The sequence below is a fragment of the Devosia indica genome, from assembly GCF_003056405.1.
Taxonomy (GTDB): Bacteria; Pseudomonadota; Alphaproteobacteria; order Rhizobiales; family Devosiaceae; genus Devosia; species Devosia indica.
Genome location: NZ_PYVZ01000010.1, coordinates 22,167 through 47,909, shown reverse-complemented (window position 1 = coordinate 47,909; position 25,743 = coordinate 22,167). Strand labels below are relative to the sequence as shown.

The window sequence follows — 25,743 nt, the reverse complement described above, 5'->3', positions numbered from 1 at the left end:
GGATCACAGGGACTATTGGCTTTTACCAGCCTTCAAGGCCAAGCTGCTGAGCCTGCTTGCGCACGTCCTCATCATAGAGGGCTGCGGCGCTGGCCGCATCACGGCTGCCGGTGCCCACCTCGACCAGGATCTGCTCGAGCGCAGGACCCTTGACCGGCGAGAGGAATTCGAGCGCCGGGGCGTTCTGGCCACCTTCCTGGAAGTAGGGCAGCATGTCAGAGACGGAGGGCGGCACGTCGGCCGGCAGTTCACAACCAGCAACCATGTAAGGGCCTGTCGCGCCAACGGCTTCGTTGCGGATGTCACAGCCTTCGGGGCTTGCGATAAACGCCACGAAGTCCTTGGCCAGGTCCGGGCTCGCCGTATTGGCAGCCACATAGACCGAGTCCGGCATCCAGGTGGTCAGGCCATTGTTCTCGGCGCTGTCGCCCGGCTGTGCGAAGAAGCCCACGTCATCGAGATAGTCCGGGGCGGTCTCGGCGATCGCGCCGACGGCAAAGGTCAACATGGGATAGTGTGCGCCTTCGCCCATGGCGATCATGCGCACGCCATCGGCATAGGTGGCCGCACCGAAATCGGCGTTGAAATAGCCGGCCTCGGCCACTTCCTGCAGCTTTTCAAAGCCGCGCAGTGCCGCAGGGGTGGCGGCGAACTTGGCTTCATTGGCGGTGAACTTCTCGGCAAAGTCGGGCTCTTCGGCCAGAACATTGTAGAAGTCGGACAGCACGAAGAGCTGGCTGGTCCAGGTGTCGGCATAGGTCTGGATCACGGCGACCTTGCCGGCTTCCTTGATCGCTTCATTATTGGCCATGAATTCGTCCCAGGTGGTGGGAATTTCGAGGCCAAGCTCCTCATAGATCGGCTTGTTGTAGAAGATGCCGCCGCCCATGGCCGGAGCGAACGGGGCGCCATAGACTTCGCCGCCAGCGGAAACCACGCTCTTGAAGCTGTCCTGAACGCCGTCCTGGAACGCCTCATTGGTCAGCGGCAGCAGGTTCTGGGTCGGGTTGATCGCCTGGAACAGCGAACCCGAATTATACGAGAACACGTCCGCCATGGCGCCGGTGGCCAGGCGCGTCTTGACGATGTTGTCGCCTTCCCCGCCGCCCGGACGCACTTCGATGTCGATGGTGACATCCGGGTTCATGGCCTTGTAGGCCTCGGCCCAGGCTTCCATGGTGGCAATGGACTGCGGGCCATTGTCGACAAGGATCGACAGATAGCCGGACTGCTGTGCCTGGACGGCACTGGCCGTCATCAGCATCCCCAGCGTGCTGGCACCCATCAGGGCAATGAGTTTGGTCTTGGTCTTGGTCATGGTCTTCCTCCCATTTGGCCGCTATTGCGGACCGGTCCTAAGAAAGTTACGCGCCGTTCAGGGCGTGTTCGCGTTCACCAGCGACCTCTGACGCTCCTCGCGCCGGGGTGCGGTATAGTTGAAGGTGACGACGTGGGTTCCCGCGTCCAACGCGGTCTCGGTCCCGGCCGCAATGGCCGCGCCATCCAGCGTCGCATCGCGATACTGCTCTGCCAGGCGCAAGACGCCCTTGCTGCCGGCGGGCACCTCGATTTCGTAGCGCACAGCCTCGCCTTCGATGGTCCATTCGGCGCGGATCAGTCCGGCCGGGCTGTCGTGATGCGCCTTGACCGGTGCGAGCTCGGGTAGAATGACCGGCTCGAAAACCACTGTCTTGAAGCCGGGATCCGTCTCGTCCGGGCGGAACCCGGCTACCCCTTCCAGAAGCCATTGGCAGACGGCGCCATAGGCATAGTGGTTGTAGGAGTTCATCTGCGGATTGTAGATGCTGCCATCGGGCTGGATTGCATCCCAGCGTTCCCAGATGGTCGTGGCGCCCATCTTGACCTGATAGAGCCAGCCCGGAACCTCTTCCTGCAGGAAGACCTCACTGGCCAGACCCCATTCGCCGATCTTGATCAGCGCAGGCAACAGGGCAGGGGTGCCGATAAAGCCGGTCCCGATGCGGCGCTCTGCCCGCTCTATGGTGTTCTTGAAATAGCCCTTGGCGGCCTCGAGCTTGTCGACCGGGATCAGGTCGTGGACGATCGCCAGCGCATAGGAGGTCTGGTCGTCATAGGCCAGGCGCCCCGACGGCGTCACGAATTCATTGGCGAACGCCGCCTTCACCTGGTCGGCCATCCCGGCCATGCGATCGGCAATGTCGGTCTTGCCCACGATCCCGGCAATATCGCTCACGGCCTTGGCCGCAATATGGAGATAGACGGTGGCGGCGGCATCGTCGCCCATGGTCGGCAGCGGCTTGGCGCTGGGACCCTTTGGCTGCAGCCAGTCGCCGAACGAGAAGCCGCGAGCCCCCCATTCGCGCGGCGGCGACACGATCGGGCCATCGCTGATCGACCAGACGAAGTCGACCCACTTGACCATCGCGGGCAGCACTTCTTCGAGAAAAGCCGTATCGCCATAGTGCAGGTAGAGCTGCCAGGGCACCATCCAGATGGCGTCGCCCCAACCGGTCGAACCGTAGAAGCCGGGATAATTGGTGGGGTCGAGCCGGGTGGGATCGGGACAGACATGGGGCACTGCGCCGTCTTCGCGCTGGTCGACCATCAGGTCGCGCACCCATTTGTGGAAGAACCCCTGCACCTCGCCCAGATAAGCGGCGGTTCCGGCGAAGACCTGCGCATCGCCGGTCCAGCCCAGGCGTTCGTCACGCTGTGGGCAATCGGTCGGCACCTCGATGAAATTGGCGCGCTGGCTCCAGAGGGTGTTGAGAAACAGCCGGTTCACCAGCGCATTGCCGGAGGTGAAGCCGGACTTCACCGCGGTCACCGAGCTGATCGGCACCGACACGATATCGATCAGCGTTGCCTCGCCCTCAATGGTCACACGGACATAGCGGTAGCCCTGGAAGGTGAAATAGGGGCGGTAATGTTCATCTCCCGTCCCCGCCAGCACATATTCAATGCGCGCTTCGGCCGTGCGGTAATTGCCATTGTAGAAATTGCCGTCCTGGTCGAGCACTTCGGCGTGCTCGATCGTGATCTTCGCTCCAGCGGCACCCTTGACCGTAATGGCAACATTGCCGCCGGCATTCTGGGCGAAGTCATAGACCGTGCGGCCTTCGGCGTCGGTCCAGTTCCTGGCAACGGCCAGGGGCTCGAGCTCGCGCACCGGTGTCGTTTCATGCGGCACCAGCACCGCAGTGTCGAACGCCAGCGCTTCGGTGCCCGCTGAAACCTTCGGGGCAATCCGCGCATCAAACACTTCGCCGAAATAGATGCCCGACTTGCGAACGGGCAGTTCGCCACTTTCCCAGCCGGCATCGGTAACCAGCAGCGGCTCTCCGGCGCCCGGCGCGGCGTGCAGCTCGGCAATAGCCGCAATCTTGTCGCCCCAGGTGTTGAAGATGGGATGCTTGCCCCACATCATCTGCGAGCGCAGCCAGCCATCGGCCAGCCAGATTTCGATCCGGTTCTCGCCCGGCACCAGCAGGTCGCCGACAGCATAGGTCTGATAGCTCAGACGCGCATCATAGCTGGTCCAGCCCGGCGTCAGCAGGTCATTGCCGACGCGCTTGCCATTGATGAAGGCGCGATACAGGCCCAGGGCGCTGATGGTCAGCACTTCAGATCCACCGACGCGGTCCAGCGTGAAGGACTTGGCGACAAAGCTGGCCGGGGTTCCCACACCAGTATCGGCGAGCGGATGGATCATCCGCGCGGTCCAATTGTGCAGGGCTTTTGCTGCACCCTGGGTGTGAACTGCTGCTGCGTCGGTCACGCTGGCCTCCTCGCCGATAAAGTCGCCTGTAGCGATCTTGTAGAATGTTCTACGTGTATCGTTCTACGTTTTTCATCGTTTGGCAATAGGCTTTCTCGACTGTGGATCAGCGCGTATAAGGGACGCCGGTCCGGTACAAAATCGGTTGGAATAACAGGATCTTGGGAGAGCCGGATGGCGCAGGCGGGGGAGGGGCGGCGAAACGGCCGGGTAACAATCCGTGAAGTCGCGGAGGATGCCGGGGTCTCGGTTGCGGCTGTCTCCAAGGTGCTGCGCGATGCCTATGGCGTCTCAGACGCGCTCCGCGCCAAAGTGCGGGCCTCGATGGACAAACTGGGCTATCGCCCCCTGGCCTCGGCGCGCGGCATGCGCGGCCAGACCTATACGCTGGGCCTCGTGCTGCCCGATCTGCGCAATCCGTTCTTCGCCGACATCATGACCGGCGTGAACAATGCGCTGGAGCGGACCCAATATCAGGTGATGATGGGGATCAGTTCGTCCACGGCAAAGCTTGAAACCGGCGTGGTCGATTCCATGATCGACCGGCAGATGGATGGCATCATCCTGATCGGCTCCACCGAAACCCGGGAGAGCCTGAATACCATTGCCGCCAAAAAGCCCCTGGTCACCATTGGCCACCACGACCCGTCAGCAGAAGCCTTTGACACGGTCAACAACAATGACCAGCAGGGCGCCCTGCTGGTCGTCCGCCATCTGGTCGCGGCAGGCTACCGCGACATTGCCATGCTGAGCCTGCAGGGCGAGCCATCGTCCATTCTCTCGGAACGCGAGATGGGCTATCGCCGGGGCATGATCGAGGCCGGTCTGGGCGGCGCCATCAATATCGCCCACTCCCCGCAGATCATGCGCGACGTTCAGTTTGCAACGCGCCGGCTGCTGCAGGGTCCCAAGCGTCCCGACGCCATCTTCTGCTGGACCGACTTCATCGCCCTTGAGGTGATCAGTGTAGCCACCGAACTGGGCCTGCGCGTGCCCCAGGACGTCGGTATCGTGGGCTATGACAACACCATGTATTGCGACTTCGCCCAGAATAGCCTGACCAGCATCGACCAGTCCGGCGAACTGCTCGGCCTGCAGGCGACACGGTTGGTGATCGAGCGGATCAATGGCCGCACCGAGGTCGAGCATTTCGTGGTGCCGCCGCGGCTCGTCGCCCGCCGCAGCACCAGCCGCAAGGAAGGCTGATCCCAAGGGCCGCAGAGCTGTCCGCCCGATGAAAAACCCCGACGTCCGAAGACGCCGGGGTTGATTGGTCGGAGTAGCAAGATTCGAACTTGCGACCCCCTGCTCCCGAAGCAGGTGCGCTACCAGGCTGCGCTATACTCCGTCAGACTCGCGGCATGTCGGGAAGGCTTGGGCCGAATGGGACGCCCCTGCCGCGATGTGGCGGCTTTATAGCTGTGGTCTTTTCCGTGTTCAAGCGCTTGTCACAACCTTTTACACGTGGTGCAGATCGTGTTGCACGGCGCGGCCGAACCGTGTAGGAACCGGCTCCAAGTTGGGGCGTCGCCAAGTGGTAAGGCACCGGTTTTTGGTACCGGCATTCCCAGGTTCGAATCCTGGCGCCCCAGCCAGAAATCTGCCTCGATACCGATACGCCTTTTGGTGTCGCGCGGCTCGAATGTCAGTTTGCGTTCAGGTCACAGTCAGAATTACCACGGGCTGATGTTGCAGTCGTCGCGCCGGGGAGGTTGCGATGATCGCCAACTGCACCAGAAACCCGGCACTTGCCAACACCAGACACGCGCCGACCCCCAGGGTCGATGCCACTCCTGCACCCACCACTGCGCCGACAGGTGCTGCCCCAGTGGTTGCGGTTACAATCACCGCAGATACCCTCCCCAGCATTGATTGCGGGGTAACTGCCTGCCGCAAAGTCATGGTGGTGATCGACCAGACCATTGGCCCGGCACCCATCAGGAAATAGGCCATGACGACGAGCATAGGCTGGGGAAACCAAAGGGTGGAAAGAACCAACATCGACCCCAAGGCTCCACAGGCCGGGCCAATGAGAATGAGCACGCCGGTGGAAAAGACCCGGCCAAGGATCGGCGTGAGTGCCGCACCGACAACCAGACCCGCACCATATGTCCCCAGAACAAGCCCGACGGCGCTGGCACTCATGGCGAGATCGCTGATCACATAAGCGACGAAGACACCGTGCATGACAAACCAGCTCAGGTTGAAAAATACTGCCGTCAGGCAGATCGGTCGAAGCAATGGATGCCTGACAACAAAGGAGACCCCTTCGCCAAGGTCAGCGAGAACCGGACGTGATGGGGTTGGTTCTGCCGCCGGCTCCTTGATGGTTAGAAGCAGTGCAACGGACACGGCAGATAGAGCGAAGGCCAACAGATAGGCCGGCGACGCTCCGAGTTGCCCCACCAGCGCTCCGCCCAAGGCGGGCCCTGCAACAAAGGCGCCGCTGCGCGCGAGCTCCAACCAGCGATTGGCGCTCGTCAACTCGTTTGGCCCCACGATCAGCGGCAACAGCGCCGGCGCAGCTACGGTAAAGCACACAGTGCCCACTGCTCCCAGAAAGCCCAGACCTGCAAGCATCACCAGGTTGAGGTGACCAGAAATCAGCAGGGCCACAAGGCAGAGTAGGGCAGTCGCACGCAGTATTTCGCCCAGCGCCATAACTGTCCGTTTCGGAGCGCGGTCGATCACCAGTCCGATAGGGATTGCGAACAGCATGAAGGGCAGCGTCTGAGCCGCCTGAAGCAGAGCTGTCTCCGCTGCTCCGGCCGCAAGCGCAAGCACCGCTACAATCGGCGCGGCCGCGAGGGCAAGCTGCTCTGCTACCTGGGCCGCCAGGGTGGACCAGCCGAGGCGGGCAAAACGAGAGTGGGATTTCATGGGACTACCTTGCTCCGAGAAGGTTCGGTCGCACCTAGTCTTTCTGCAATCGTCGCGCGACCCGATTTTCACGGAACCGAGTGGGGCCGCGCTGCCTCCAATCGGGAAGCGTTGACTGATCCTGAACCCTGTGGGGCTAGCGCCTCCGTGCTCATGCAACAGCGCGGAAAGGCACTACTCCGCCGCGGCAACCCGTTCCATGCCGGCGCCAATGGGTGCCCCGGTCGCCGCATCCCAGACCAGTACGGACTCGCGCTGGTTGGAAATGCCGATCCCGGCAATCGCCGCGCCATCGGCCTTGGCCACCACTTCGGCTATCACCTGCTTCACGCCATCGAACAACGCCATTGCCGATTGCTCGGCCCAGCCGGGCTGGGGATAGGTGACGATGTTGGGCGCAGACGCCTGATGCCGCATATGACCCGTCGCATCGACCAACAACGCCTTGGCGTTGGTGGTGCTCTGGTCAATGGCAAGGATCAGCGCGTCCGTCATGTCTTGCGCGCGATAGTCTGGCGCACAGCGTCGGCAATGCCGGCGGCGTTGAGGTCATAGTGGTCAAACAGCCATTTGGCCGAACCCGTTGGCACAAAGCGGGAAACCCCAGAATGCGCATCGGCACAGGATTGGTGGTCGCGACCACTTCGGCAATCGCGCCGCCCAGGCCGCCGCGTACGGAATGCTCCTCCACCGTGACAATGGCCCCGGTATCCGTCGCAGAGGCAATAGCCGCCTCGTCCGGTGGGTTGACGGTGGCCATGTTGACGACACGGGCCGCAATGCCTTCATCGGTAAGCGATCTTGCCGCTGCAACCGCCCGATGCACCATGGTGCCATTGGCGATAATGGTCGCATCGGCGCCATCCACCAGCGTTTCGGCCCTGCCCATTTCGAATGTCGCCCCTTTGGGGCGTTCAAGCGCCGGCACGGCCATGCGGCTGACGCGCACGAAGACCGGTCCGTCATACGCGGCAGCAGCCTTGATCGCTTCGGCCGTCTGCCAGGGGTCAGCCGGCACGATGACCTTGAGATTGTTGAACAGGCGCAGCCAGGCGAGATCCTCGATCGAATGATGCGTCGGGCCGAGCTCGCCATAGGCAACCCCGCTCGACTGGCCGATCAGCTTAACGTTGACATTGGAATAGGCGATGTCGGCCTTCACCTGTTCAAGCGCCCGGCCGGTGATAAAGCAGGACGCGGCCGAAACAAAGGGCACCTTGCCGCCATTGGCGAGGCCCGCGCCGACCGTCACCAGAGTCTGCTCGGCGATCCCCACATTGATCATGCGATCAGGAAACTTGGAGCGAAACCCGCCCAGTTTCGACGAGCCGACGCTGTCGCTGACCACGGTCACGATGCGCGGATCGGCCTCCGCGAGCGCCTCGATCGTTGCCGCGAAGCTGTCGCGGCAATCGAAATAGCCGTCATTCTTTGGTGTAGCAGCGTTCATCAGGCCAGTTCCGCCATGGCTTGCTCGAATTGTGCCTGAGTTGGCACGCCATGATGCCAGGAGACATTGTCCTGCATGAAGCTGACACCTTTGCCTTTGACGGTATTGGCAATCACGCAGAGCGGTTTGCCCCGACCCTTCGGGCTGGCTGAGAGCACGTCAAGCAATTGCTGGCAATTGTGGCCATCGACCATTTCGACATGCCAGCCAAAGGCACGCCATTTGTCGTCCAGTGGATCGAGCGAGGCGGTTTCTTCCGTACCGGCGCCTTGCTGCAGCCGATTGCGGTCGACGATCAGGGTCAGGTTTTCCAATCTGCGGTGCCCGGCGGTCAGCGCCGCTTCCCAATTGCTGCCTTCTTGCAATTCGCCGTCGCCGGTCAGCACAAAGGTGCGGAAATCGGCCTTGTCGATCTGGCCGGCAATCGCAATCCCAGTGGCAACAGGCAGGCCATGACCCAGCGGGCCGGTATTGGTCTCGACGCCGGGCAGATAATTGCGGTTCGGATGGCCGTTCAGCAGGCTGAACGGCTCCTTGTTGGCCGATTCCACCAAGATCGGCCGCGTGTCCTTCTCTGTCCTTGGCGGCGTGGAAATGGTCCACACGCTGATCACCGATGATGGCATCACTGATGCCGATCAAGCCGAGTTCGAGCGCCGCGGCGTCGAAGTGATCATCGCGCGCTGACGGTCTTGCAAACAGATGGTGGTTCAAGCGCGCCGTCTGGAGCGGGGATGTGCGCGAACAATGTTTGAAAAATCACGATAAATCGAAAATAAGCGACAACATGGGGCGCAGAGTCCGCGGGACGTGCCGTCCGCCAGGCATTCTGGCAACAGATAAACTGGAGGAAAGTCGACATGACCACGATTGCACAATGGGACATGTTCGAAGCCAGCTTTTTGGGGCCGTCCGACGGCAACCCCTTCGTTGAGGTCGAACTGGAAGCCAACTTTGCCCAGCACGGTCGCAAGGTGCGGGTGCCCGGCTTCTACGACGGGGAAGGGACCTACAAAGTCCGCTTCATGCCGGACAATCCGGGCGAATGGACATTTGAGACGCGCTCGAACATCTCAGCTCTCAATGGACAGACCGGTGGCCTGACAGTGACGGCGCCACGCCCGGACAATCACGGCCCAGTGCAGGTGGCTAACCGCTATCACTTCGCTCATGCCGACGGCACACCATTTCTCAGCTTCGGCACCACCTGCTACGCCTGGACCCATCAGCCCCTTGCCGGGCAGAACAAGACCCTGCAGACCCTTGGAAAAACCCGCTTCAACAAGGTTCGAATGGGCGTCTTTCCCAAGGACTACCCGTACAATGTCAACGCGCCGCTGCACGACGTCTATCAGCGCAGCGCCGACGGCAACCTCGATTTCGACCGGCCCAATCCCGAGAGCTTCCGCCACTTCGAAACCCAGGTGAAAGCCTTGAGTGATATGGGCATCCAGGCCGATATCATCATGCTGCACCCCTATGACCGCTGGGGCTATTCCGGCATGAGCGCGGAACAAGACTATCGCTACTTCGCTTATCTGACCGCGCGTCTCGCCGCCTATCATAATGTCTGGTGGTCGCTGGCCAACGAATACGACTTCCTGCTCGACACCAAGCCGATGCCGCAATGGGATCGCTATTTCCACATCATCGAGGAGAACGACCCTTACGGGCATCTGCGCTCGATCCACAATGGCGATCCGAAGGCCAGTTACGATCACCGCAAGGCCTGGGTCAGCCATGTCTGCATTCAGCATTGGGATGTGAAGCGCACGCTGGAGTGGCGCGCCGCCTATGGCAAGCCCGTGGTCAATGACGAGCCGGAATATGAGGGCAATATCACCGAGGCCTGGGGCAATATTTCCGCCCAGGAGCTGGTGCACCGCTTTTGGACCACGACCCTACGTGGCGGTTATGCCGGGCACGGCGAAACCTACCGGCATCCTGAAGACCTGCTTTGGTGGGCCAAGGGCGGCGAGCTGCATGGCCAGGCCTGGCAGCGCATCGGGTTCCTGCGGGACGTTTTGGAACAGGATGCGCGCAATGGCTTCGAGCCCATCGAGACCGGCATGCGTTTCGCCGGCCGCGTCTCGGCCGCGCGCGATGGAAACACCACCATCATCTATCTGGGCGAACACCAGCCGGAAATCTGGGCCTATGGCCTGCCCAAAGAACCCGGTGACTATGACGTGGACATCATCGACACCTGGGAGATGAGCATCACGCCGGCGGAGAGAGTTCCAGCGCCGGAGAACCATCCGGTGCGGCATGGCGCCGTCAGCCTGCCACGCGAACCCGATGCCGCCTTTGCCGTCAAATTGCAGACCAAGCCCAACCTCGCCATTCGCATCCGATCGAGGCGGTCCTGACCATGCCGGCTCTTCCAACGACGCTTGGCCACCCCAGTCGGAATGTCCTGCAGAATCGTCCGCCCGGGATGGCCCCCGCGGCCCTCTGGTCGTGGCACCGGAAGAGGAATCTGGAGTGCTCGCCCAGCTTCTTAGTCGTCGTGGCCAGGTCTGATTGGCGCCTCCCGCCACCATTGCAGCCAGCTTCGCGTGCCGCCGCTATGAAGAGCCCGTTCGGTTGAATGCTGTCTGTGCCGGACTGATTGAAGCAAGACCAGTCAGGATCAGCGCAACCAGATCGGCCTGCCGATGGGTCCCTGTCTTGCCAAACAGGTTCCGCAGATGAAATGCCACCGTGGTTGCTGAAATCGCCAGGTCCCTGGCGATTTCGTCGGTCCGGCGTCCACCGGCCAGGGCACGGGCAACTTCTGCCTCGGTCGGCGTCAGGCCAAACAGATCGGACAACACCGCATTGGAGACGTCCGGCCGGCGCGTGGGGTCTGAGATGAACACGACGGCCAGCTTCTCGGACGACACGGATACCTGTGGTTCGGGCAGGGAACAGACCGTCAAGAGGAGGTCCTGCGCGCTTGATGGTCTCGAGACACTGTGGCTCGCGACAAAATCCTCTCCGTCCGCTGCGGCAGCACATGCGCTCTCGATCAGGGCTTTCAACTCGCTATTGAGCACGCTTGAGCCGGCGCGCAGCGTTCGGCCAGAAACCAGGCCGCAGCCGGCATCCGCCATCTCCATGGCCGCCTGATTTGCGAAGGTGATCCCCGACCGCGACGCGACAACCACACCGAAAGCCAGCATGTCGAGAATGCGTTCAATCCCCGGGCGCAACTTTGCTTCCGGGCCACCCAGGGCCCTGCGCAGGTCTGCGATATGGCGCGCGGCCTTTTCATCCATCCGCTCCACCTGCCCAAGACGGGCCTTTATCGTGGCGAGCAGTAGATCATAGTCGATCGGTTTGACCAGATAGTCGTCCGCCCCTGCGAGCTTTCCGGCAATGACCGCCTGGCGTTCATCGAGCGCGGTCAGAAACACCAGAGGCACATCGGCCAGATCGGGGCGTTTGGTGCGAACCGTATCCAGAAAGGTAAATCCATCAATGTGCGGCATCGAAATATCGCACAGGATGAGATCAGGGCGCTTGGTGTCGAGCTGTCTCAGGGCCTCTCGTCCGTCGGCCGCCTCTTGCACTGCGTATCCCGCCGCCGCCAGCTCCTCGACAAGGTCTCGCCGAAGGTGGGTCTCGTCCTCGATGCACAGAATGGTTCTTTTTGTCCGGTCCCAAGCTTCATTCAATTGCGATTGCCTCCCCGCTGGCGCCGGCCAATGCCCAGGATCAGTTCACACCAGTATTAAGCCATATCCAAGCTTTCCTCCCCCCTGCAAACGGACGGGGACGATCCCAATTGGTCACAATAGGGTGGAGGTTGGATCAAACTTGAAGCGGAGTTGTCGCCCATGTGGGATTTTTCGGTCGGTCGCGCCCTTGGACTTATGCTCAAGACGCTGCCATTCGTGCTGCTCCGCATTGCGATCTATTTCGGCGTGGCGGTGGCCTATGTTCTGGTAACGGGTACCGGGGCCGGTATTGGCTGGGGCGTCGGTGGTTTTGGCGATGAGGGGTTCAGGGCCAGCACGACCTTCTGGGGTGGCCTTATCGGCTTCGGCCTCACCGCTGCGGTCATGTATCTGCTGCGCGAATATATTCTCTATGTCGTCAAGGCGGGCCACATCGCCGTGCTGATAAAGCTTCTGGACGGCGAGCAGATGCCCGAGGGCCGGTCGCAGATTGCCTATGCGCGGCAAGAGGTTTCACAGCGCTTCGCCCAGGCGAGCGTCCTTTTCGGTGTAGATCAGCTCATCAAGGGCGTGCTGCGTGCCATCACCGGGCTGGTCCGCGGCATTGTGAGCATCCTGCCGATCCCCGGTGCCCAGCAGATGGTCTCGGTGTTGCAGGCATTTCTCAGAATTGCGGTCGGTTTCATCGATGAGGTCATCCTGGCCTACGCCATTCGTACCGGATCCACCAATGCCTGGGCGTCCGCGCAGACCGGGCTGATCCTGTATGCCCAAAACTACAAGCCCATGCTCAAGAATGCCGCATGGCTGGCCCTGATTGTCTATGGGCTGTCCTTTCTGGTCTTTCTGGTCATGCTGGCGCCAGCGGCGCTCGCGGTCTATCTCATTCCCGGCGCCTGGTCGGCGGGCGGTCTGATTTTCGCGCTGCTGTTTGCCTGGGCAGTCAAGGCCGCGCTGCTTGAGCCATTCGCGATCACCTGCATGATGCAGGTTTATTTCCGGACCATCGAAGGCCAGGTCCCTGATCCGGCATGGGAAGCCAAGCTCGACAACCTCTCGGGCAAGTTCAGGACGCTCAAGGAAAAGGCACAGAACTACCAGCCGCCTCGGGCAACGGATACGGCCGCCGCGCCGGGCTGATCCAGATCGCATCGGCGCGCAAAACTGTGCCCGGAGAGCCCCTTGCGTGGACAGACGCGCCCGTGTCTGGTTTCCTGACATAAGTTCAGTCCGGAAACCGGGGGGCGGCCCAATGGCGCAAAATAGTCGTGCCCGAACGTCTCGGGAACACCTGCAGGCCGTCATGGCATCTTTGATGTCGACGCCGCTTGCGATACTGCGAGCCGTCAGCGCCATATCCGTCTTGTCCTTGGTGCCAACTGTCGTTCTGGCGCAGGACGACGCATTGGCCGATCCCGCCAATGAGATCGTCCTGACAATGACTGGCAATATAGCCCTGGCCAACCTCGATGGCCGGGCAGTGTTTGACCAGGCCATGCTCGACGCGCTCCCGGCAACCGTTCTCGAGACGAGTACTGTCGTAACCGATGGTGTGAAGCGGTTTGATGGCTTTCTGATGCGCGACCTGCTCGACCATGTCGGCGCTGAAGGGGAAATCGTGACGGCCAGGGCGCTCAACGACTATGTCATCGACATCCCCATGGCCGATTTCGAACGCTTCGACGTTCTCGTTGCCACCCATATGGACGGCGAGCGCCTCTTGCCCAGCGACAAGGGCCCGCTCTGGATCGTCTATCCGCGCGACGCACACACCGAACTACAGGACATCCGGTATGACTACCGCTGGGTCTGGCAACTCGTCGAGCTGGAGGTGAGATGACCCGGCGGCGGGACCTTGCGGCCTACTCAGTCGCCGGCATTGCCATCGTCGCCTTTGTCATCCTGCTCGCCTTTGCCCTGCTCAGGCTGGCCGAGACCGAAGCGGAAATGCGTCGCAATGAAGGTGACAACATGCTCTGGGCAATTTCGCGCACCCAGTCTGCGGCGCTTCTGCTCGATTCCTCCGTTTCGCGCCAGACCAGCATCCCCAACGCCGATGCGGAACTCGAAAGACGCTATAACGTGGTTCTGAGCAGACTCACTCTGCTCTCGGAGGGGCCGCAACTGCGCTACATGAAGGATTTGGGCCTCGATGACGAGATTGCGGCCACAACCAGGCAAATTAGGGCGCTGGAGCCCCGCATACTCGGCCTGTCCTTCGGCGACACAGAAACGGCCATTGCAATTCACCAAACCCTGGCGCCCCTGATCGAAGGTCTGGGCCGCGCCGGCAACCAATCCATGGTTCGGCAGTGGGAGGCCACCGGGGCCCGCGTCGATAGCCAGCGCGCGGCCATTGGTCAGGTTATCGTTTCGATCGTGGCCATCATTGCCCTGGGAATATTTCTGTCCCTCACCTTGCTGCGCGCCATGGCCGAGCGCCAACGTGCCGGGCATTTCCTGGCCCTCGAACGCGAAACTGCTGACCTTTATCGGGGATTTGTGACGCTGGTCTCTCATCAGTTCCGGACCCCGCTCGCCGTGATTGACTCGGCCATGCAGCGTATTCTGCGCAGTGGGCACACCATGTCGCGCCCCGAAATCGACCAGAGGGCCAGGCAAGTGCGTGCTGAAATCAAGGGGCTGACCAGCCTGCTTGATGCCACGCTCGATGTTGTCAGGCTGGAAGCGGGTCAGGTCGCCGCGAGGCCTGTTCAATGCGATATTGCTGACCTGGTCGAGCGGGTGAAAGCGCGTCAATTGGCGGAAACACCTGGCCGCATGCTGCGCGTCAGCTTTGGGGACGAAGTTCCACCTTTTCTGACGACCGATCCGGTTCTGGTCGAGCAGATCCTGACCAATCTGGTCTCAAACGCGGTCAAATACTCCCCCGAGACTGAACCTGTTTTGATGAATGTGACGGCCGAAAACCGTCAAATCCGCTTCACAGTCGAGGATCGTGGGGTTGGCGTCCCCGATGACGAACAGGACAAGTTGTTCAGTCGTTTCTTCCGCGCCAGCACGGCGCAGGGCCTGCCGGGGACCGGCGTAGGTCTGTCGACCTCGCACCAATTGGCGCACTTGCTGGGCGGCACGCTCGAATTTGTCAGCCATGCCGGTATCGGATCGATCTTCACGCTTCGGCTCCCCGATGAATGGGCCGGGCCCAAAGCGCAGTCCGACACAGTCCGGTCCGCTGCCTGAGGACAAGATCAGACTTCGATTTGGCTCAAGGTGATCGAAATTCTCATGGCCTGCTCATCAGCCGACCATGATGACGGCCCCGCGGCAATCAGGGCTGCTGCGCGATCACCGAAGCCGTTTTCCGGCTGGGGCGCTATTGCAGCACGGCATCGAACTTCAGGTCGATGCTCAGCGCATCTTCAGGGTCGGGGTTTTTGTGGCCGGCCTTGTCGACATTGGTCAGGACTCCTTCGACCCGCCCGGTGATCTCCAGCAAGGCGCCCACATACATGAAGCTTTCAAGGGTCAATGACAGTCCCGCATCGTCGTCAGCATAATAGAGGCGCAGGGGATTTGAATGCATGCCCATGCTGGCCTCTGCATGCGCGAACTCCCCGGTCAGCTCGCCCAGCCATTCGGCGCCCAGGCCCATTGCCCCCAGGCCGCGCTCACTCAGGTCATCCCCGATGATGTAGAGGGAAATATGCGCGTTGCCATAGTCCGATTGCTGGGCGAACACGACCAGCGCCACGGCCTCGCCATTGATGGTCCCGGTCACCGTTCCGCCTGGGGCAATGGCAAATGCGGGCATGCTGGCTACGAATAGACTGACAAAGGCTGTGGTCAATTTGCGCATGCGATCACGGTCCTTTGCGTCATGGGATGGATGCGTTAGTTGCCGACGGCAATAATCGCGCGCCCCAGCACCTCCTGCCGGCTCAGATCGAGAAACCGTACCTCGTATTGGCCCGGTTCAGTGGGAAGGGTGATGTCTGTTTCGGTTTCAGGGCCGACCGGATGAGCAGAAATCCAGGTGAAGTCAGGCGCATCGCTGGCGGCGAGCGTCACGCGCCGGTCAGCGTCCTCAGGTACGATGGTCCAGGAGACCGATATCGTTTCGCCCGGGGCGGCGCTGGCGGGAACGACTAGGCCCGCGCCATCGTCGAGCGGGGCGTCCGCGGCAACAACTTCCATCGGCGATGCGGCCAAAGTCTTGCTCCCTTCATCGAGCACATAGCGCACTTCGTAGAGTCCCGGTTCGGCCGGAGCCTGCAGCTCGACGTTGTCGTTGCCTTGCACCCGCTGGAAGGCCAGGTAATCTCCCTCTTCAGCCCCCGCCGGCACAATGGTGATCCAATCGCGCGGATTGATTGTTTCGCTCCAGGTCACCGTGAACGCGCTCTCCGCCCGCACGATCGCCGGCGCTGACACACTCTGCTCGGCCTCGATAACTTCCACAGGCGTTGAGGCGAGTGTCTTGCTGCCCTCATCGAGCACATAGCGCACTTCATATAGGCCGGGATCAGCAGGGGCCCTGATCTCGACGCTGTCGTCACCTTGCACGCGTTGAAAGGCGAGGTAGTCACCTTCATCAGCGCCCACCGGCACAATGGTGATCCAGTCGCGCGGATTGACCGTCTCGCCCCAGGTCACCGTGAACTCAGTACCAAAGGTGACGGAGGCAGGGGCTGAGACGGTCTGCTCGGCCTCGACAACTTCCACCGGCGTTGAGGCGAGCGTCTTGCTGCCCTCGTCGAGCACATAGCGCACCTCATATAGGCCGGGATCGGCAGGGGCCCTGATCTCGACGCTGTCGTCACCTTGAACCCGCTGAAAGGCAAGATAATCGCCTTCTTCGGCACCCACCGGCACAATGGTAATCCAGTCACGCGGATTGATTGTCTCGCCCCAGGTCACCGTGAACTCAGTACCAAAGGTGACGGAGGCAGGGGCTGAGACGGTCTGCTCGGCCTCGACAACTTCCACCGGCGTTGAGGCGAGCGTCTTGCTGCCCTCATCGAGCACATAGCGCACTTCATATAGGCCGGGATCGGCCGGGGCCCTGATCTCGACGCTGTCGTCGCCCTGCACGCGCTGGAAGGCGAGATAATCGCCTTCATCAGCACCCACCGGCACAATGGTGATCCAGTCGCGCGGATTGACCGTCTCGCCCCAGGTCACCGTGAACTCAGTACCAAAGGTGACGGAGGCAGGGGCAGAGACGGTCTGCTCGGCCTCGACAACTTCCACCGGCGTTGAGGCGAGCGTCTTGCTGCCCTCTTCGAGCACATAGCGCACTTCATATAGGCCGGGATCAGCAGGGGCCCTGATCTCGACGCTGTCGTCACCTTGAACCCGCTGAAAGGCAAGATAATCGCCTTCTTCGGCACCCACCGGCACAATGGTAATCCAGTCACGCGGATTGATTGTCTCGCCCCAGGTCACCGTGAATTCGGTCCCGAAGGTGACGGTCGCGGGCGCCGAAACGGTCTGCTCGGGCGCCTCTGGCTCCGGCTCCGGCTCCGGCTCCGGTTCAGGTTGGGGCTCCGGCTCCGGCGCCGTCTGAATGACCGCCTGCACCTGTGTCATGGCGTTGCGCAGCTCGTCGGCATCCTGCGCCGGCACAAATGTTCCGCCGGTATTTTCCGCGATACAGGAAAGCTGCCGCTGATCCTCACGCGCCACATCGAACCCGATGACATGGGTCGTGAAAGCAATGCCCTGTTGCTCAAGCTCGGCCGCAATCGAACAGGGATCGGCCTGACAAGACTCGATACCGTCCGAGATCAGCACGACCGTGGCCGGATTGTCCCGAAAGGAAAGGGTTTCGGCCGCCTCGACCACCGCGTCGGTCAGGGGCGTCTTGCCTCGCGGTATGATGCCATTGACGGTCGCCAGGAACGAATTTGCGTCCACCGGCCCCGGCGGGATCATCAGTTCGATATCACCGCAGTCGCCTTCGCGCCTGTGGCCATAGGCCATGAGCCCCAGATTGGTCGATTGCGGCCAGGTTTCAATCAGATCGGCCATGACCTCGCGGGCCGTCTCGATCTTGGCGATGCCATCGATCTGCCCCCACATCGAATTCGAGCCGTCATATACGATCATCACATCTTCAGCGGCAAAGGTCGTGACAGCCGAAAGGCCAATCAAGAGAGACAGAGCAATGGCAGCGTTCTTCATGCGTATGTCTTCCGAGCAAATGGGATAGGCGTGCCTGCGGCACAAAAGGTTCGTCGCGAAGGCTATGCGGGACCGGCGCATCTGTCCCCCTTCGTTCGAAGGGGAAGGAGGCGCCAAAGGGCACAGGCGAAATGCGGCATGCTCCCATGCGCGCGCGGCCCCGTCATTGATGCGAGACACAGCAAATCAAATCTGCTAATGCCATTAGTAATTGGATTTATGATTGCTAATGACGGGCACCAAGACATCATCATCGGTAGCGCGCGCCACGCGCCGGCCTGATCGTCGCGTGCGACGCGTCACAATGACCGATATCGCGCGAGAGGCGGGCTGTTCCCAGGCAACAGTGTCGTTCGTCATCAACAACGCGCCGGGCATCCGCTTGTCCGATGAAACGCGCCGTCGTGTCCTCGATGCCGCCCGGCGCCTGGGCTATAGCGTGCCGGCGGGCAAAGCCGACCCCAAGCAGCAGGCCGGAAAGCGCAACCGTCGGATTGGCTTTATTGTCGATCAGCTTGCGACCAGCCCGGAAGCGGTGCAGGCGATCGAAGGGCTGACGCAGGCGGCGCGGGCGCAAGGTGACCTGGTGTTTGTCGGCCAGAGCGACAATGACGCCGAGATCGAGTCCGCGCTGATCGATGCCTTTGTCGATCAAGGCGTTGCAGCGCTGGTCTATATGACCATTTTCACGCGCGAGGTGGACTTGCCGCTCGAGCTGAAAAGCCTCGATATCCCGGTCTACCTGCTCAACTGCTACGCTGCGGGTCTGGCCCGTCCGGCCGTAGTGCCCAGCGAGATTGCTGGCGGCCAGCGGGCCACGCATTATCTTGTCAGCAAGGGGCACCGGCGGGTCGCCACAATCACCGGCGAAATCTGGATGGAGGCGGCGCAGGACCGGCTCAAGGGCTATCGCCGCGCGCTGGCGACCGCCGATATTCCCTTCGATCAGGACCTGGTTTTCAATGGCGATTGGTCGGCCAGTGCCGGCTATGACGCCACGCGCAAGATCCTCGCTTTGTCCGAAAGGCCCACCGCCATCTTCTGCCAGAACGACCGCATGGCCATTGGCTGTTATGAGGCCTTGAAAGAAGCCGGCCTCGACATTCCGGGGGACATGTCGGTGATTGGCTATGACGACGAGGAAATTGCCCGTCACCTGCATCCGCGCCTGACCACAACGGTGCTGCCGCATCGCGCCATGGGGCAATGGGTGTTCGAACAGATGCTCGATGGCGTGGTCGAGGATCGCTATCCATTGACTAAGCTGGAATGTCCGCTGGTCGAGCGCGATTCCGTCGGCAGACCCCGTTAGGTAGCTAACCCTTTGGTGATGCTATTGAATCTCGCTCCACCAGTTCGCACTCGATCTTGAGTTTCTGCAGCCGCTCATCGGCGTCGATGCCATCGAAGCCGTCCAGCAACTGGCCCACCGCCCAGCGGGCCATTTCATCATGCGGCAGGACCATGGTCGAAAGCGGCGGATCCATGTTCGCGGCAATGTCCTCGTCGTCAAAACCGACAATCGACAGATCGCCGGGAACGGAAAGGCCCAGGCTGCGCGCCACTTCATAGCAGCCAATCGCCATGCGATCATTGAAACAGAAAATGGCGGTCGGCGGATTGGGTTGCGAGAGCAGCGCTAATGCGCGTTCGCGCCCGGCCCGTATGGTCCAGCCCCCCAGGGTGACCAGACTTTCGTCCACCGCGACCCCCCATTTTTCCATGGCCTGGCGGAAGCCCTGTTCGCGGTCGATGGCCGCCTCGACGATGTGTTCGCCCGCCAGATGGGCGATGCGCCTGTGTCCGGCGCGGAGCAGGGCGTCCGTCGCGGTGAAGCCCCCGACAATGTCGCCGGGCACCACTGAGGGGTGCTGCACCTTCTTTTCATAGCAATTGAGCAGCACCAGCGGGAGCTGCGAAAACGCTTCGGGAACAGTCACTTGCCGTGTGATCAGGGTGCAGTAGATCGCCCCGATGGCATTCTGGGCGACCAGCATGTCGAGCCCGGCCTGTTCAAGCGCCGGATCATTGCCGGTACAGAAAGTAGCGATGGTGACGTCCTGCAGCGCGGCCTCGTCCCGGGCCCCCTCGATGAACGGCGCGGCAAAGGGGGTGGTCGAGACTTCATCGATGAACAGACCCACCACACGCGTGCGCCCGGCCGGAACCGGGTGGGTCTTGCCCCGGCGATAGCCAAGCTGCTCTGCCGCTTCCTGCACGCGGCGGCGCGTGGCCTTGGATACACGGGCATTGGGCACGCCATTGAGCACCAGCGAAACCGTGGCCTGCGACACCCCGGCCAGTTCCGCCACCTCGTGCATGGTTGCGCGCTTTTCCAAATCACCGTCCCGCTCGGTTGTCCCCAGCCCCATTTAGGGCGATTTGCCCGGTTTTGACCACCAGCCAGAGCTGTCCTTGCACATTGCGATTTGGCTCTTGCCAAGGCCGATGGTTCGGCCCTATGGTGATAATAATATAACTAATACTGCTTAGGGTGGAGATTATGAACTTGGGTCGGGCAATGACATCCGAGGCGATCAGCGCGTCGCGCAACAGCCTGTCACTGGATGGCGTCTGGCAATTCCGGCATGAGGATGGGCCCTGGCGCCAGGCGCATGTGCCCCAGCCCTGGCAGGCCGAGTTTTCCGACCTGGTCGATACCTTCGGCCACGCCACCTACAAGCGCAGCTTCACCCTGCCTGCCGGCTGGGAAGATCGGGATCTGGCGCTGCATTTCGGTGCCGTCAGCTATGCCTGCGAGGTCTTCCTCAACGGCGAAAAGCTGGGCAGCCACGAAGGCGCCTTCCTGCCCTTCGAATTTGCCGTCGAAAACGCAAGGCTGCGGCCAACCAATGAAGTCGAGGTGCGGGTCACCATGCCCTCGGCCGACCAGTCCGCTTTCCCGGAATTTCCCTTCTCCGAAATCCCGCATGGCAAGATCTCCTGGTATGGCCGCATTGGCGGGCTGTGGCAGTCGGTCTCGCTGCTCGCCAGCGATGCCTGCCGCCTTGACCATGTGGTCATTGAGGCCGGCATGGATGGTGTGCTTAGGGCCGATCTCGCCTTCACCGCCGCGGCCAAGGGCCTGCCGGCCCAATTGGAGGTCCGCGACAGCGAAGGCGTCGTTGTCGCCTCCGCCGATCTGTCGGCGGCTGAATCGGTTGGCGTGACGCTCGAAGTGCCCGGCGTCAAGCTCTGGGATGTCGGCCAGCCCAACCTTTATACCCTTGCGGTAACCCTCGATGGCGGTGTCGATGTGGTCGAGCAAACCTTTGGCTTCCGCACCGTCACCACGGCCAATGGCCAGATCCTGCTCAACGGCAAGCCCGTCTATATGCGCGGCGCGCTGGACCAGGATTATTACCCCGATGGCATCTACACGCCGCCTTCCATCGAATTTCTCGAAGACCAGGCCAAAAAGGCCATCGAGCTGGGCCTCAATACGCTGCGCTGCCACATCAAGGTGCCGGACCCGCGCTATTATGATGTGGCCGACCGCTTTGGCCTGCTGGTCTGGACCGAAGTCCCCAATGTCCAGAGCTTCACCTCGGACTCGGCGCGGCGGATGCGCGAGACCATGGTGGGCATCCTCAATCGCGACCGCAACCACCCCTCTATCATCGCCTGGACGCTGATAAACGAGGATTGGGGCACCCGGCTGGTGGAAAATGCCGAACATCGCCAATGGCTCAAGGACAGCTATGACTGGCTCAAGGCCGAGGACACCACCCGCCTTGTTGTCGACAATTCGGCCTGTTTCCCGAACTTCCACGTCAAGACCGACCTCAACGACTATCACTATTACCGCTCGGTCCCGGAACGCCGGCAGGAATGGGACGACATCACCGCCCAGTTCGCCGCCGGCGCCGACTGGACCTTCTCGCCTTTGGGCGACGCCGAGCGCCGGGGCGACGAACCGCTGATCGTTTCCGAATTCGGCGTCTGGGGCCTGCCCGATCCAACCAAGCTGCGCAACGAGGACGGCTCGGAGCCGGACTGGTTCGAAACCGGTTCGCTCTGGGGTGACGGGGTGGCGCTGCCCCACGGCATCGAGCAGCGTTTCGGCGCGCTCGATATGGCCCGCACCTTCGGCAGCTTCGATGGTTTCATCGAGCAGGTGCAGTGGTACCAGTTCATGAACCTGCGCTACCAGATCGAGGAAATGCGCCGCTACCCCTCGATCATGGGCTACGTCATCACCGAACTGACGGACGTTCATTGGGAAGCCAACGGCCTTCTCGATATTGAGCGCAATCCACGCGTCTTCCACGATGTGTTTGCCACCATCAACGCCGATATCGTCATCGTGCCGCGCCCGGCGCGCTATTCGGCCTGGGCGGGCGAGGCGCTGCCGGTCGAACTCAAGATCGCCACCGGTGGCGGGTCGATCCCGAGCGGGGCAAAATTGAGCTGGACAGGCGATGTCAGCGGATCGCTCGCCGTGCCCGCGACCGGCCCGGTTTCGGTTGCAGATCTGGGAACCACCAGCCTCTCAATGCCGGTGGTTTCCGACAATACCACGCTGCGCCTTGACTTCATCCTCGAAGCCAACGGTGTGGTACTGGCGCGCAATAGCTGCGAGATCGCGCTTTACTCCCAGCGCGAGACGGCAGGGCTTTCCTCCATTGCAACTGCCGATCCCGATCTCGCCGCTTACGCCAGCGGCCTTGGCTATCCGCTCGTTCCGGCGGCCGAGGCCGACATTATCATCTGCCATGCGGTCGATGGCGCCGATGTCGAGGCCATCAAGGCCGGCGCGCGCTATGTGATCCTGGCCGATGGCAGCGTCGAGACCAACAAGAACCTGCGCACCGACATGCCCGATGGGGAATTGCCGCATCGCTCCATAGTGGCCGATGGCAAGCAGTTCCGCCCGAGCCTGGATCAGCATCTGCCCGGCATTGGCCTGGTCGAACGCGATGGCACTATCTGGCGCGGCGACTGGATTGCCGGTTTCTCCTGGGTGCGCCGCGAAGGCCATTTCGCCGCCATTCCGGGCGGCCCGCTCTTCGATCTCAGCTTTTCCGATGTGGTGCCACACCATCTGCTCACCGGGTTCCGGCCCTGGGAGTTCGGCAGCAACGTGATTGCCGGCATGGTTTGCGGCTGGGTCCACAAACCGGCGGCGATCATCGGTCAGAAGCGCGTCGGACGCGGCGGCGTGGTCGCCACCACCTTCCGGCTCACCCGCGAAGCGCCGGGCGCTGATCCGGTTGCTGCGGCCCTGTTCGATGCCCTGGTGGCAACCGCGGCCGACCTGCCGGTGGACGAGGGGAAAATCTAGCCAAGGCGAACTTCATCTCTCCCTGGATGGAGAGGTGAAGAACCGGGCGAGACGCGAAAACGCGCCGCCCAACCAAGGAGGAGAACAACATGGCCGATATCGTGCTCAAGGATGTGAGCAAATCCTATGGCGCCGTCGAGGTGCTCGAGCGGGTGAACATGCATATCCGCTCGGGCGAGTTCATCGTTTTCCTCGGCCCCTCGGGCTGCGGGAAGTCGACCCTGCTGCGGATGATTGCCGGGCTTGAAGCGGTCAACGCCGGCGAGATCCATATTGGCGAGCGCCGGGTGGACAATCTGCCGCCCAGTCAGCGCGGCGTGGCCATGGTGTTCCAGAACTACGCGCTTTACCCGCATATGAGCGTGCGCCAGAACATGAGCTTCGGGCTGGAAAATATCGGCACCGAGAAGGGCGAGATCGCCCGGCGCGTCGACGATGCGGCCCGCATGCTCGAGATCGGCGCGCTGCTCGATCGCCGCCCGGCCCAGCTTTCCGGCGGACAGCGCCAGCGTGTCGCCATTGGCCGAGCCATTGTGCGCGAGCCACAGGCCTTCCTGCTCGATGAACCGCTCTCCAATCTCGACGCGGGTCTGCGTGTCCGCACCAGGGTGGAACTGGCCCAGCTCCATCAGCGCATTGGCACGACGATGATTTTCGTCACCCACGACCAGACCGAAGCCATGACCCTGGCCAGCCGCATCGTGGTGATGAACAACCGCAAGGTCGAGCAGATCGGCACCCCCATGGAGGTCTATTCGCGCCCGGCCAGCCGGTTTGTGGCCGCCTTTGTCGGCTCGCCTTCGATGAACTTCATTCCCGTCACCGGCATCGAGACCGGCGCGGATGGTCTCAGGATCAACGTGGCGGGCGCACAACTCGCCACCACCATCCGCCAGCAGCCGAAAGACAAAGGTGAACTCACCCTGGGCGTTCGCCCGGAATCCCTGCGCGTGGCGCAGGATGGGGCCGGCGACATCACCGGACAGATTGCCCTGGTGGAGCGGCTGGGAGACCGCACGCTGGTGCACGTCACCCTCGCCGACGGCAGCAATGTCGTCGCCGAGGATGAAGGCAAGAGCACGCTCGCGGCCGGTGGCCCGGTGTCGCTCAAGGTGGACGGAACAGCCACCCATCTCTTCGACGCAGCCGGTCTGGCGTACCACGCGGACTAGGCGGCGGCGATTTCGGCCGGTGCGGCCAATGGCTCAATGCACCACATCGGCCGGCACATTTTTCGCATTGAGCTTTTTTGGGAGGAAAGCGACATGAACAAGACAATCAAGCGTCTTGCCCTGGTTTCCACGGCCCTGATGGCCCTGACATCGGCAGCTGCCGCCCAGCAGACCGTAGTCTGGTGGGATTTTCTGGCCGGCGGCGACGGCGTCCGCATGAAAGCACTGATCGACGCCTTCAACGAGGAGCATGCGGGCGAGATCACCATTGAAGGCACGACCCTGGAATGGGGCACACCCTTCTACACCAAGCTGCAGACCTCGGCCGCGATCGGCGAAGGCCCCGATATTGCCACCTATCACCTCAGCCGCATGCCGCTGGCTGTCGATAGCGGTACTTTGGCCGAGATCAGCGATGAGGATATGGCTTCGGTCGGCCTTTCGGACGACAGCTTCACCGCTGCCGCCGCCCAGGCTGCCAAGGTCGATGGCACCCGCTATGGCGTGCCCTTCGACCAGCACGGGCTGATCCTCTACTACAACAAGGAAATGCTTGGCGAAGCCGGGATGCTCGATGAAAACGGCATGCCCACCGGTCTCGACGGCATGGAGAATTTCGAGGCGGCGCTTGCCCAGTTCACCACCGAAGACGGGAAGTATGGTCTCTCCATGCCGACTGGCGACCGCTATCGTGCTGTCTATTCCTTCTTTGGCCAGCAGGGCGGCACCATGTTCGACGCCGAGGCGGGCGGGTTCTTCCCGACCGATGAAGACGTCAACAAGCTGGCGACTGCCACCGAGACAATGAAGCGCTGGGTGGACAATGGCTGGACCCCTGCCCAGATCGAAAGCCCGGCCGCGCTGGCCCAGTTCACCTCTGGCCAGGCCGCCTTCTTCATCATGGGCAATTGGGAAGTCCCGACCTTCACCGATCTCGCCGCCAAGGGCGAATTGTTCGAGTGGGGCGCGGTGGAATTGCCCGTGCTGTTCGATCAGCCGGCCGCCTGGTCGGATTCCCATGCCTTCGTCATCCCGGCCAATGGCGGCAAGGAAAACGATCCCGAAAAGCGTGCTGCGGTGATGGAAGTCATCGCCTGGATGGACAAGAACTCGCTCGACTGGGCAGGAGCCGGTCACATCCCAGCCTATAACGAGGTGCGCGAAAGCGAAGGCTTTGCTTCGATGAAGCCGCAGTCCGACTATGCCGGTTTCGCCGATACCGCCGTGTTCGATCCACGGACGGTGCTGGCCGGTCCCGCCGCCCCGCTCGGCGATGCCTGGTCCAACTTCATCAATCCGGCCACCACCGGCGAACTCGACCCGGCCGACGCCGCCATGGAAATGCGCGACGACCTCAACAGCCAGCTCTAGGGCTTGTGACCTCGGCC

The 25,743-nt window shown here is 62.0% G+C and carries 19 protein-coding genes, 2 tRNA genes and 1 pseudogene; 11 read left to right on the top strand and 11 right to left on the bottom strand.

Going from position 1 to position 25,743, the window contains the following annotated elements; genetic code table 11:
• Window positions 1-22 precede the first annotated feature (22 nt).
• The gene (locus tag DDE76_RS11035) at window positions 23-1,318 is read right to left on the bottom strand and encodes an ABC transporter substrate-binding protein (protein ID WP_104891740.1); all 1,296 of its coding nucleotides are present in this window, start codon (window positions 1,316-1,318) and stop codon (window positions 23-25) included.
• Window positions 1,319-1,375: 57 nt separating this feature from the next.
• Window positions 1,376-3,694: an alpha-L-rhamnosidase gene (locus DDE76_RS11030; RefSeq protein WP_104891739.1), complete on the bottom strand. Its 2,319-nt coding sequence runs from the start codon at window positions 3,692-3,694 to the stop codon at window positions 1,376-1,378.
• A gap of 240 nt (window positions 3,695-3,934) precedes the next feature.
• Here DDE76_RS11030 and DDE76_RS11025 point away from each other — a divergent pair, with 240 nt between their 5' ends.
• A complete protein-coding gene (locus DDE76_RS11025) occupies window positions 3,935-4,966 on the top strand; it encodes a LacI family DNA-binding transcriptional regulator (protein ID WP_104891738.1) in 1,032 nt (343 codons plus the stop codon).
• 65 nt (window positions 4,967-5,031) lie between these two features.
• Here the strand turns inward: DDE76_RS11025 and DDE76_RS11020 are convergent.
• Window positions 5,032-5,108, bottom strand: a tRNA-Pro gene (locus tag DDE76_RS11020).
• Window positions 5,109-5,280: 172 nt separating this feature from the next.
• On the opposite strand from DDE76_RS11020, the gene DDE76_RS11015 reads away from it, so the two are divergent.
• Window positions 5,281-5,355 (top strand) — tRNA-Gln (locus tag DDE76_RS11015).
• Window positions 5,356-5,416: 61 nt separating this feature from the next.
• Here the strand turns inward: DDE76_RS11015 and DDE76_RS11010 are convergent.
• From DDE76_RS11010 to DDE76_RS10995, 4 genes and pseudogenes are all read right to left on the bottom strand, one after another.
• Entirely contained in the window at window positions 5,417-6,640 is a 1,224-nt protein-coding gene (locus tag DDE76_RS11010; RefSeq protein ID WP_104891737.1) for an MFS transporter, read from the bottom strand.
• A 174-nt stretch (window positions 6,641-6,814) separates the two neighbouring features.
• Window positions 6,815-7,135, bottom strand: coding sequence for an FGGY family carbohydrate kinase (locus DDE76_RS11005; protein WP_104891736.1), 321 nt, complete (start codon window positions 7,133-7,135; stop codon window positions 6,815-6,817).
• Window positions 7,132-8,090 (bottom strand): annotated as a pseudogene (locus tag DDE76_RS11000) (transketolase family protein). Before DDE76_RS11000 ends, DDE76_RS11005 begins: the two are co-directional and overlap by 4 nt.
• A complete protein-coding gene (locus DDE76_RS10995; RefSeq protein WP_245891886.1) occupies window positions 8,090-8,641 on the bottom strand; it encodes a transketolase in 552 nt (183 codons plus the stop codon). Before DDE76_RS10995 ends, DDE76_RS11000 begins: the two are co-directional and overlap by 1 nt.
• On the opposite strand from DDE76_RS10995, the gene DDE76_RS19925 reads away from it, so the two are divergent.
• Window positions 8,628-8,777: a hypothetical protein gene (locus DDE76_RS19925; RefSeq protein ID WP_245891885.1), complete on the top strand. Its 150-nt coding sequence runs from the start codon at window positions 8,628-8,630 to the stop codon at window positions 8,775-8,777. The two genes, DDE76_RS10995 and DDE76_RS19925, sit on opposite strands and share 14 nt — an antisense overlap.
• Before the next feature lie 173 nt (window positions 8,778-8,950).
• Window positions 8,951-10,459, top strand: a complete 1,509-nt coding sequence (locus DDE76_RS10990; protein ID WP_104891734.1) for a DUF5060 domain-containing protein — start codon at window positions 8,951-8,953, stop codon at window positions 10,457-10,459.
• 198 nt (window positions 10,460-10,657) lie between these two features.
• Here DDE76_RS10990 and DDE76_RS10985 read toward each other — a convergent pair whose 3' ends face one another.
• Window positions 10,658-11,749, bottom strand: coding sequence for a response regulator (locus DDE76_RS10985; protein WP_104891733.1), 1,092 nt, complete (start codon window positions 11,747-11,749; stop codon window positions 10,658-10,660).
• Between the two features lie 162 nt (window positions 11,750-11,911).
• Between DDE76_RS10985 and DDE76_RS10980 the strand changes: the two genes are divergently transcribed.
• The 3 genes from DDE76_RS10980 (at window position 11,912) to DDE76_RS10970 (ending at window position 14,956) form a co-directional block, all read left to right on the top strand.
• The gene (locus DDE76_RS10980; RefSeq protein ID WP_104891732.1) at window positions 11,912-12,892 is read left to right on the top strand and encodes a hypothetical protein; all 981 of its coding nucleotides are present in this window, start codon (window positions 11,912-11,914) and stop codon (window positions 12,890-12,892) included.
• Between the two features lie 175 nt (window positions 12,893-13,067).
• Window positions 13,068-13,592, top strand: a complete 525-nt coding sequence (locus DDE76_RS10975) for a putative pterin-binding protein (protein WP_198650895.1) — start codon at window positions 13,068-13,070, stop codon at window positions 13,590-13,592.
• A complete protein-coding gene (locus DDE76_RS10970) occupies window positions 13,589-14,956 on the top strand; it encodes a sensor histidine kinase (RefSeq protein ID WP_104891731.1) in 1,368 nt (455 codons plus the stop codon). The genes DDE76_RS10975 and DDE76_RS10970 overlap by 4 nt, the downstream gene beginning before the upstream one ends.
• 133 nt (window positions 14,957-15,089) lie before the next feature.
• Here DDE76_RS10970 and DDE76_RS10965 read toward each other — a convergent pair whose 3' ends face one another.
• Window positions 15,090-15,572, bottom strand: coding sequence for a hypothetical protein (locus DDE76_RS10965; protein ID WP_104891730.1), 483 nt, complete (start codon window positions 15,570-15,572; stop codon window positions 15,090-15,092).
• A 35-nt stretch (window positions 15,573-15,607) separates the two neighbouring features.
• Window positions 15,608-17,899 carry a VWA domain-containing protein gene (locus tag DDE76_RS10960; protein WP_157955758.1) on the bottom strand — a complete coding sequence of 764 codons (2,292 nt, stop codon included), beginning with the start codon at window positions 17,897-17,899 and terminating at the stop codon, window positions 15,608-15,610.
• Between the two features lie 304 nt (window positions 17,900-18,203).
• Between DDE76_RS10960 and DDE76_RS10955 the strand changes: the two genes are divergently transcribed.
• On the top strand, window positions 18,204-19,211 hold the full coding sequence (locus tag DDE76_RS10955) for a LacI family DNA-binding transcriptional regulator (RefSeq protein ID WP_104891728.1): 1,008 nt from the start codon (window positions 18,204-18,206) through the stop codon (window positions 19,209-19,211).
• Window positions 19,212-19,215: 4 nt separating this feature from the next.
• On the opposite strand, the gene DDE76_RS10950 is transcribed toward DDE76_RS10955, so the two are convergent.
• Entirely contained in the window at window positions 19,216-20,238 is a 1,023-nt protein-coding gene (locus DDE76_RS10950) for a LacI family DNA-binding transcriptional regulator (protein ID WP_158672369.1), read from the bottom strand.
• A gap of 182 nt (window positions 20,239-20,420) precedes the next feature.
• On the opposite strand from DDE76_RS10950, the gene DDE76_RS10945 reads away from it, so the two are divergent.
• The 3 genes from DDE76_RS10945 (at window position 20,421) to DDE76_RS10935 (ending at window position 25,726) form a co-directional block, all read left to right on the top strand.
• Complete coding sequence (locus DDE76_RS10945; RefSeq protein ID WP_245891883.1) at window positions 20,421-23,183, top strand: glycoside hydrolase family 2 protein; 2,763 nt, start codon at window positions 20,421-20,423, stop codon at window positions 23,181-23,183.
• Between the two features lie 89 nt (window positions 23,184-23,272).
• Window positions 23,273-24,355: an ABC transporter ATP-binding protein gene (locus DDE76_RS10940; protein ID WP_104891725.1), complete on the top strand. Its 1,083-nt coding sequence runs from the start codon at window positions 23,273-23,275 to the stop codon at window positions 24,353-24,355.
• A gap of 93 nt (window positions 24,356-24,448) precedes the next feature.
• Complete coding sequence (locus DDE76_RS10935; protein WP_104894722.1) at window positions 24,449-25,726, top strand: type 2 periplasmic-binding domain-containing protein; 1,278 nt, start codon at window positions 24,449-24,451, stop codon at window positions 25,724-25,726.
• Window positions 25,727-25,743: the final 17 nt, after the last annotated feature.

Bases quoted from the DNA above. Each gene is read 5' to 3' on its own strand.
- DDE76_RS11035 (WP_104891740.1), bottom strand. From the start codon at position 1,318: ATGACCAAGACCAAGACCAAACTCATTGCCCTGATGGGTGCCAGCACG.
- DDE76_RS11030 (WP_104891739.1), bottom strand. From the start codon at position 3,694: ATGATCCATCCGCTCGCCGATACTGGTGTGGGAACCCCGGCCAGCTTT.
- DDE76_RS11025 (WP_104891738.1), top strand. From the start codon at position 3,935: ATGGCGCAGGCGGGGGAGGGGCGGCGAAACGGCCGGGTAACAATCCGT.
- DDE76_RS11010 (WP_104891737.1), bottom strand. From the start codon at position 6,640: ATGAAATCCCACTCTCGTTTTGCCCGCCTCGGCTGGTCCACCCTGGCG.
- DDE76_RS11005 (WP_104891736.1), bottom strand. From the start codon at position 7,135: ATGACGGACGCGCTGATCCTTGCCATTGACCAGAGCACCACCAACGCC.
- DDE76_RS10990 (WP_104891734.1), top strand. From the start codon at position 8,951: ATGACCACGATTGCACAATGGGACATGTTCGAAGCCAGCTTTTTGGGG.
- DDE76_RS10980 (WP_104891732.1), top strand. From the start codon at position 11,912: ATGTGGGATTTTTCGGTCGGTCGCGCCCTTGGACTTATGCTCAAGACG.
- DDE76_RS10975 (WP_198650895.1), top strand. From the start codon at position 13,068: ATGTCGACGCCGCTTGCGATACTGCGAGCCGTCAGCGCCATATCCGTC.
- DDE76_RS10970 (WP_104891731.1), top strand. From the start codon at position 13,589: ATGACCCGGCGGCGGGACCTTGCGGCCTACTCAGTCGCCGGCATTGCC.
- DDE76_RS10965 (WP_104891730.1), bottom strand. From the start codon at position 15,572: ATGCGCAAATTGACCACAGCCTTTGTCAGTCTATTCGTAGCCAGCATG.
- DDE76_RS10960 (WP_157955758.1), bottom strand. From the start codon at position 17,899: ATGAAGAACGCTGCCATTGCTCTGTCTCTCTTGATTGGCCTTTCGGCT.
- DDE76_RS10955 (WP_104891728.1), top strand. From the start codon at position 18,204: ATGACCGATATCGCGCGAGAGGCGGGCTGTTCCCAGGCAACAGTGTCG.
- DDE76_RS10945 (WP_245891883.1), top strand. From the start codon at position 20,421: ATGACATCCGAGGCGATCAGCGCGTCGCGCAACAGCCTGTCACTGGAT.
- DDE76_RS10940 (WP_104891725.1), top strand. From the start codon at position 23,273: ATGGCCGATATCGTGCTCAAGGATGTGAGCAAATCCTATGGCGCCGTC.
- DDE76_RS10935 (WP_104894722.1), top strand. From the start codon at position 24,449: ATGAACAAGACAATCAAGCGTCTTGCCCTGGTTTCCACGGCCCTGATG.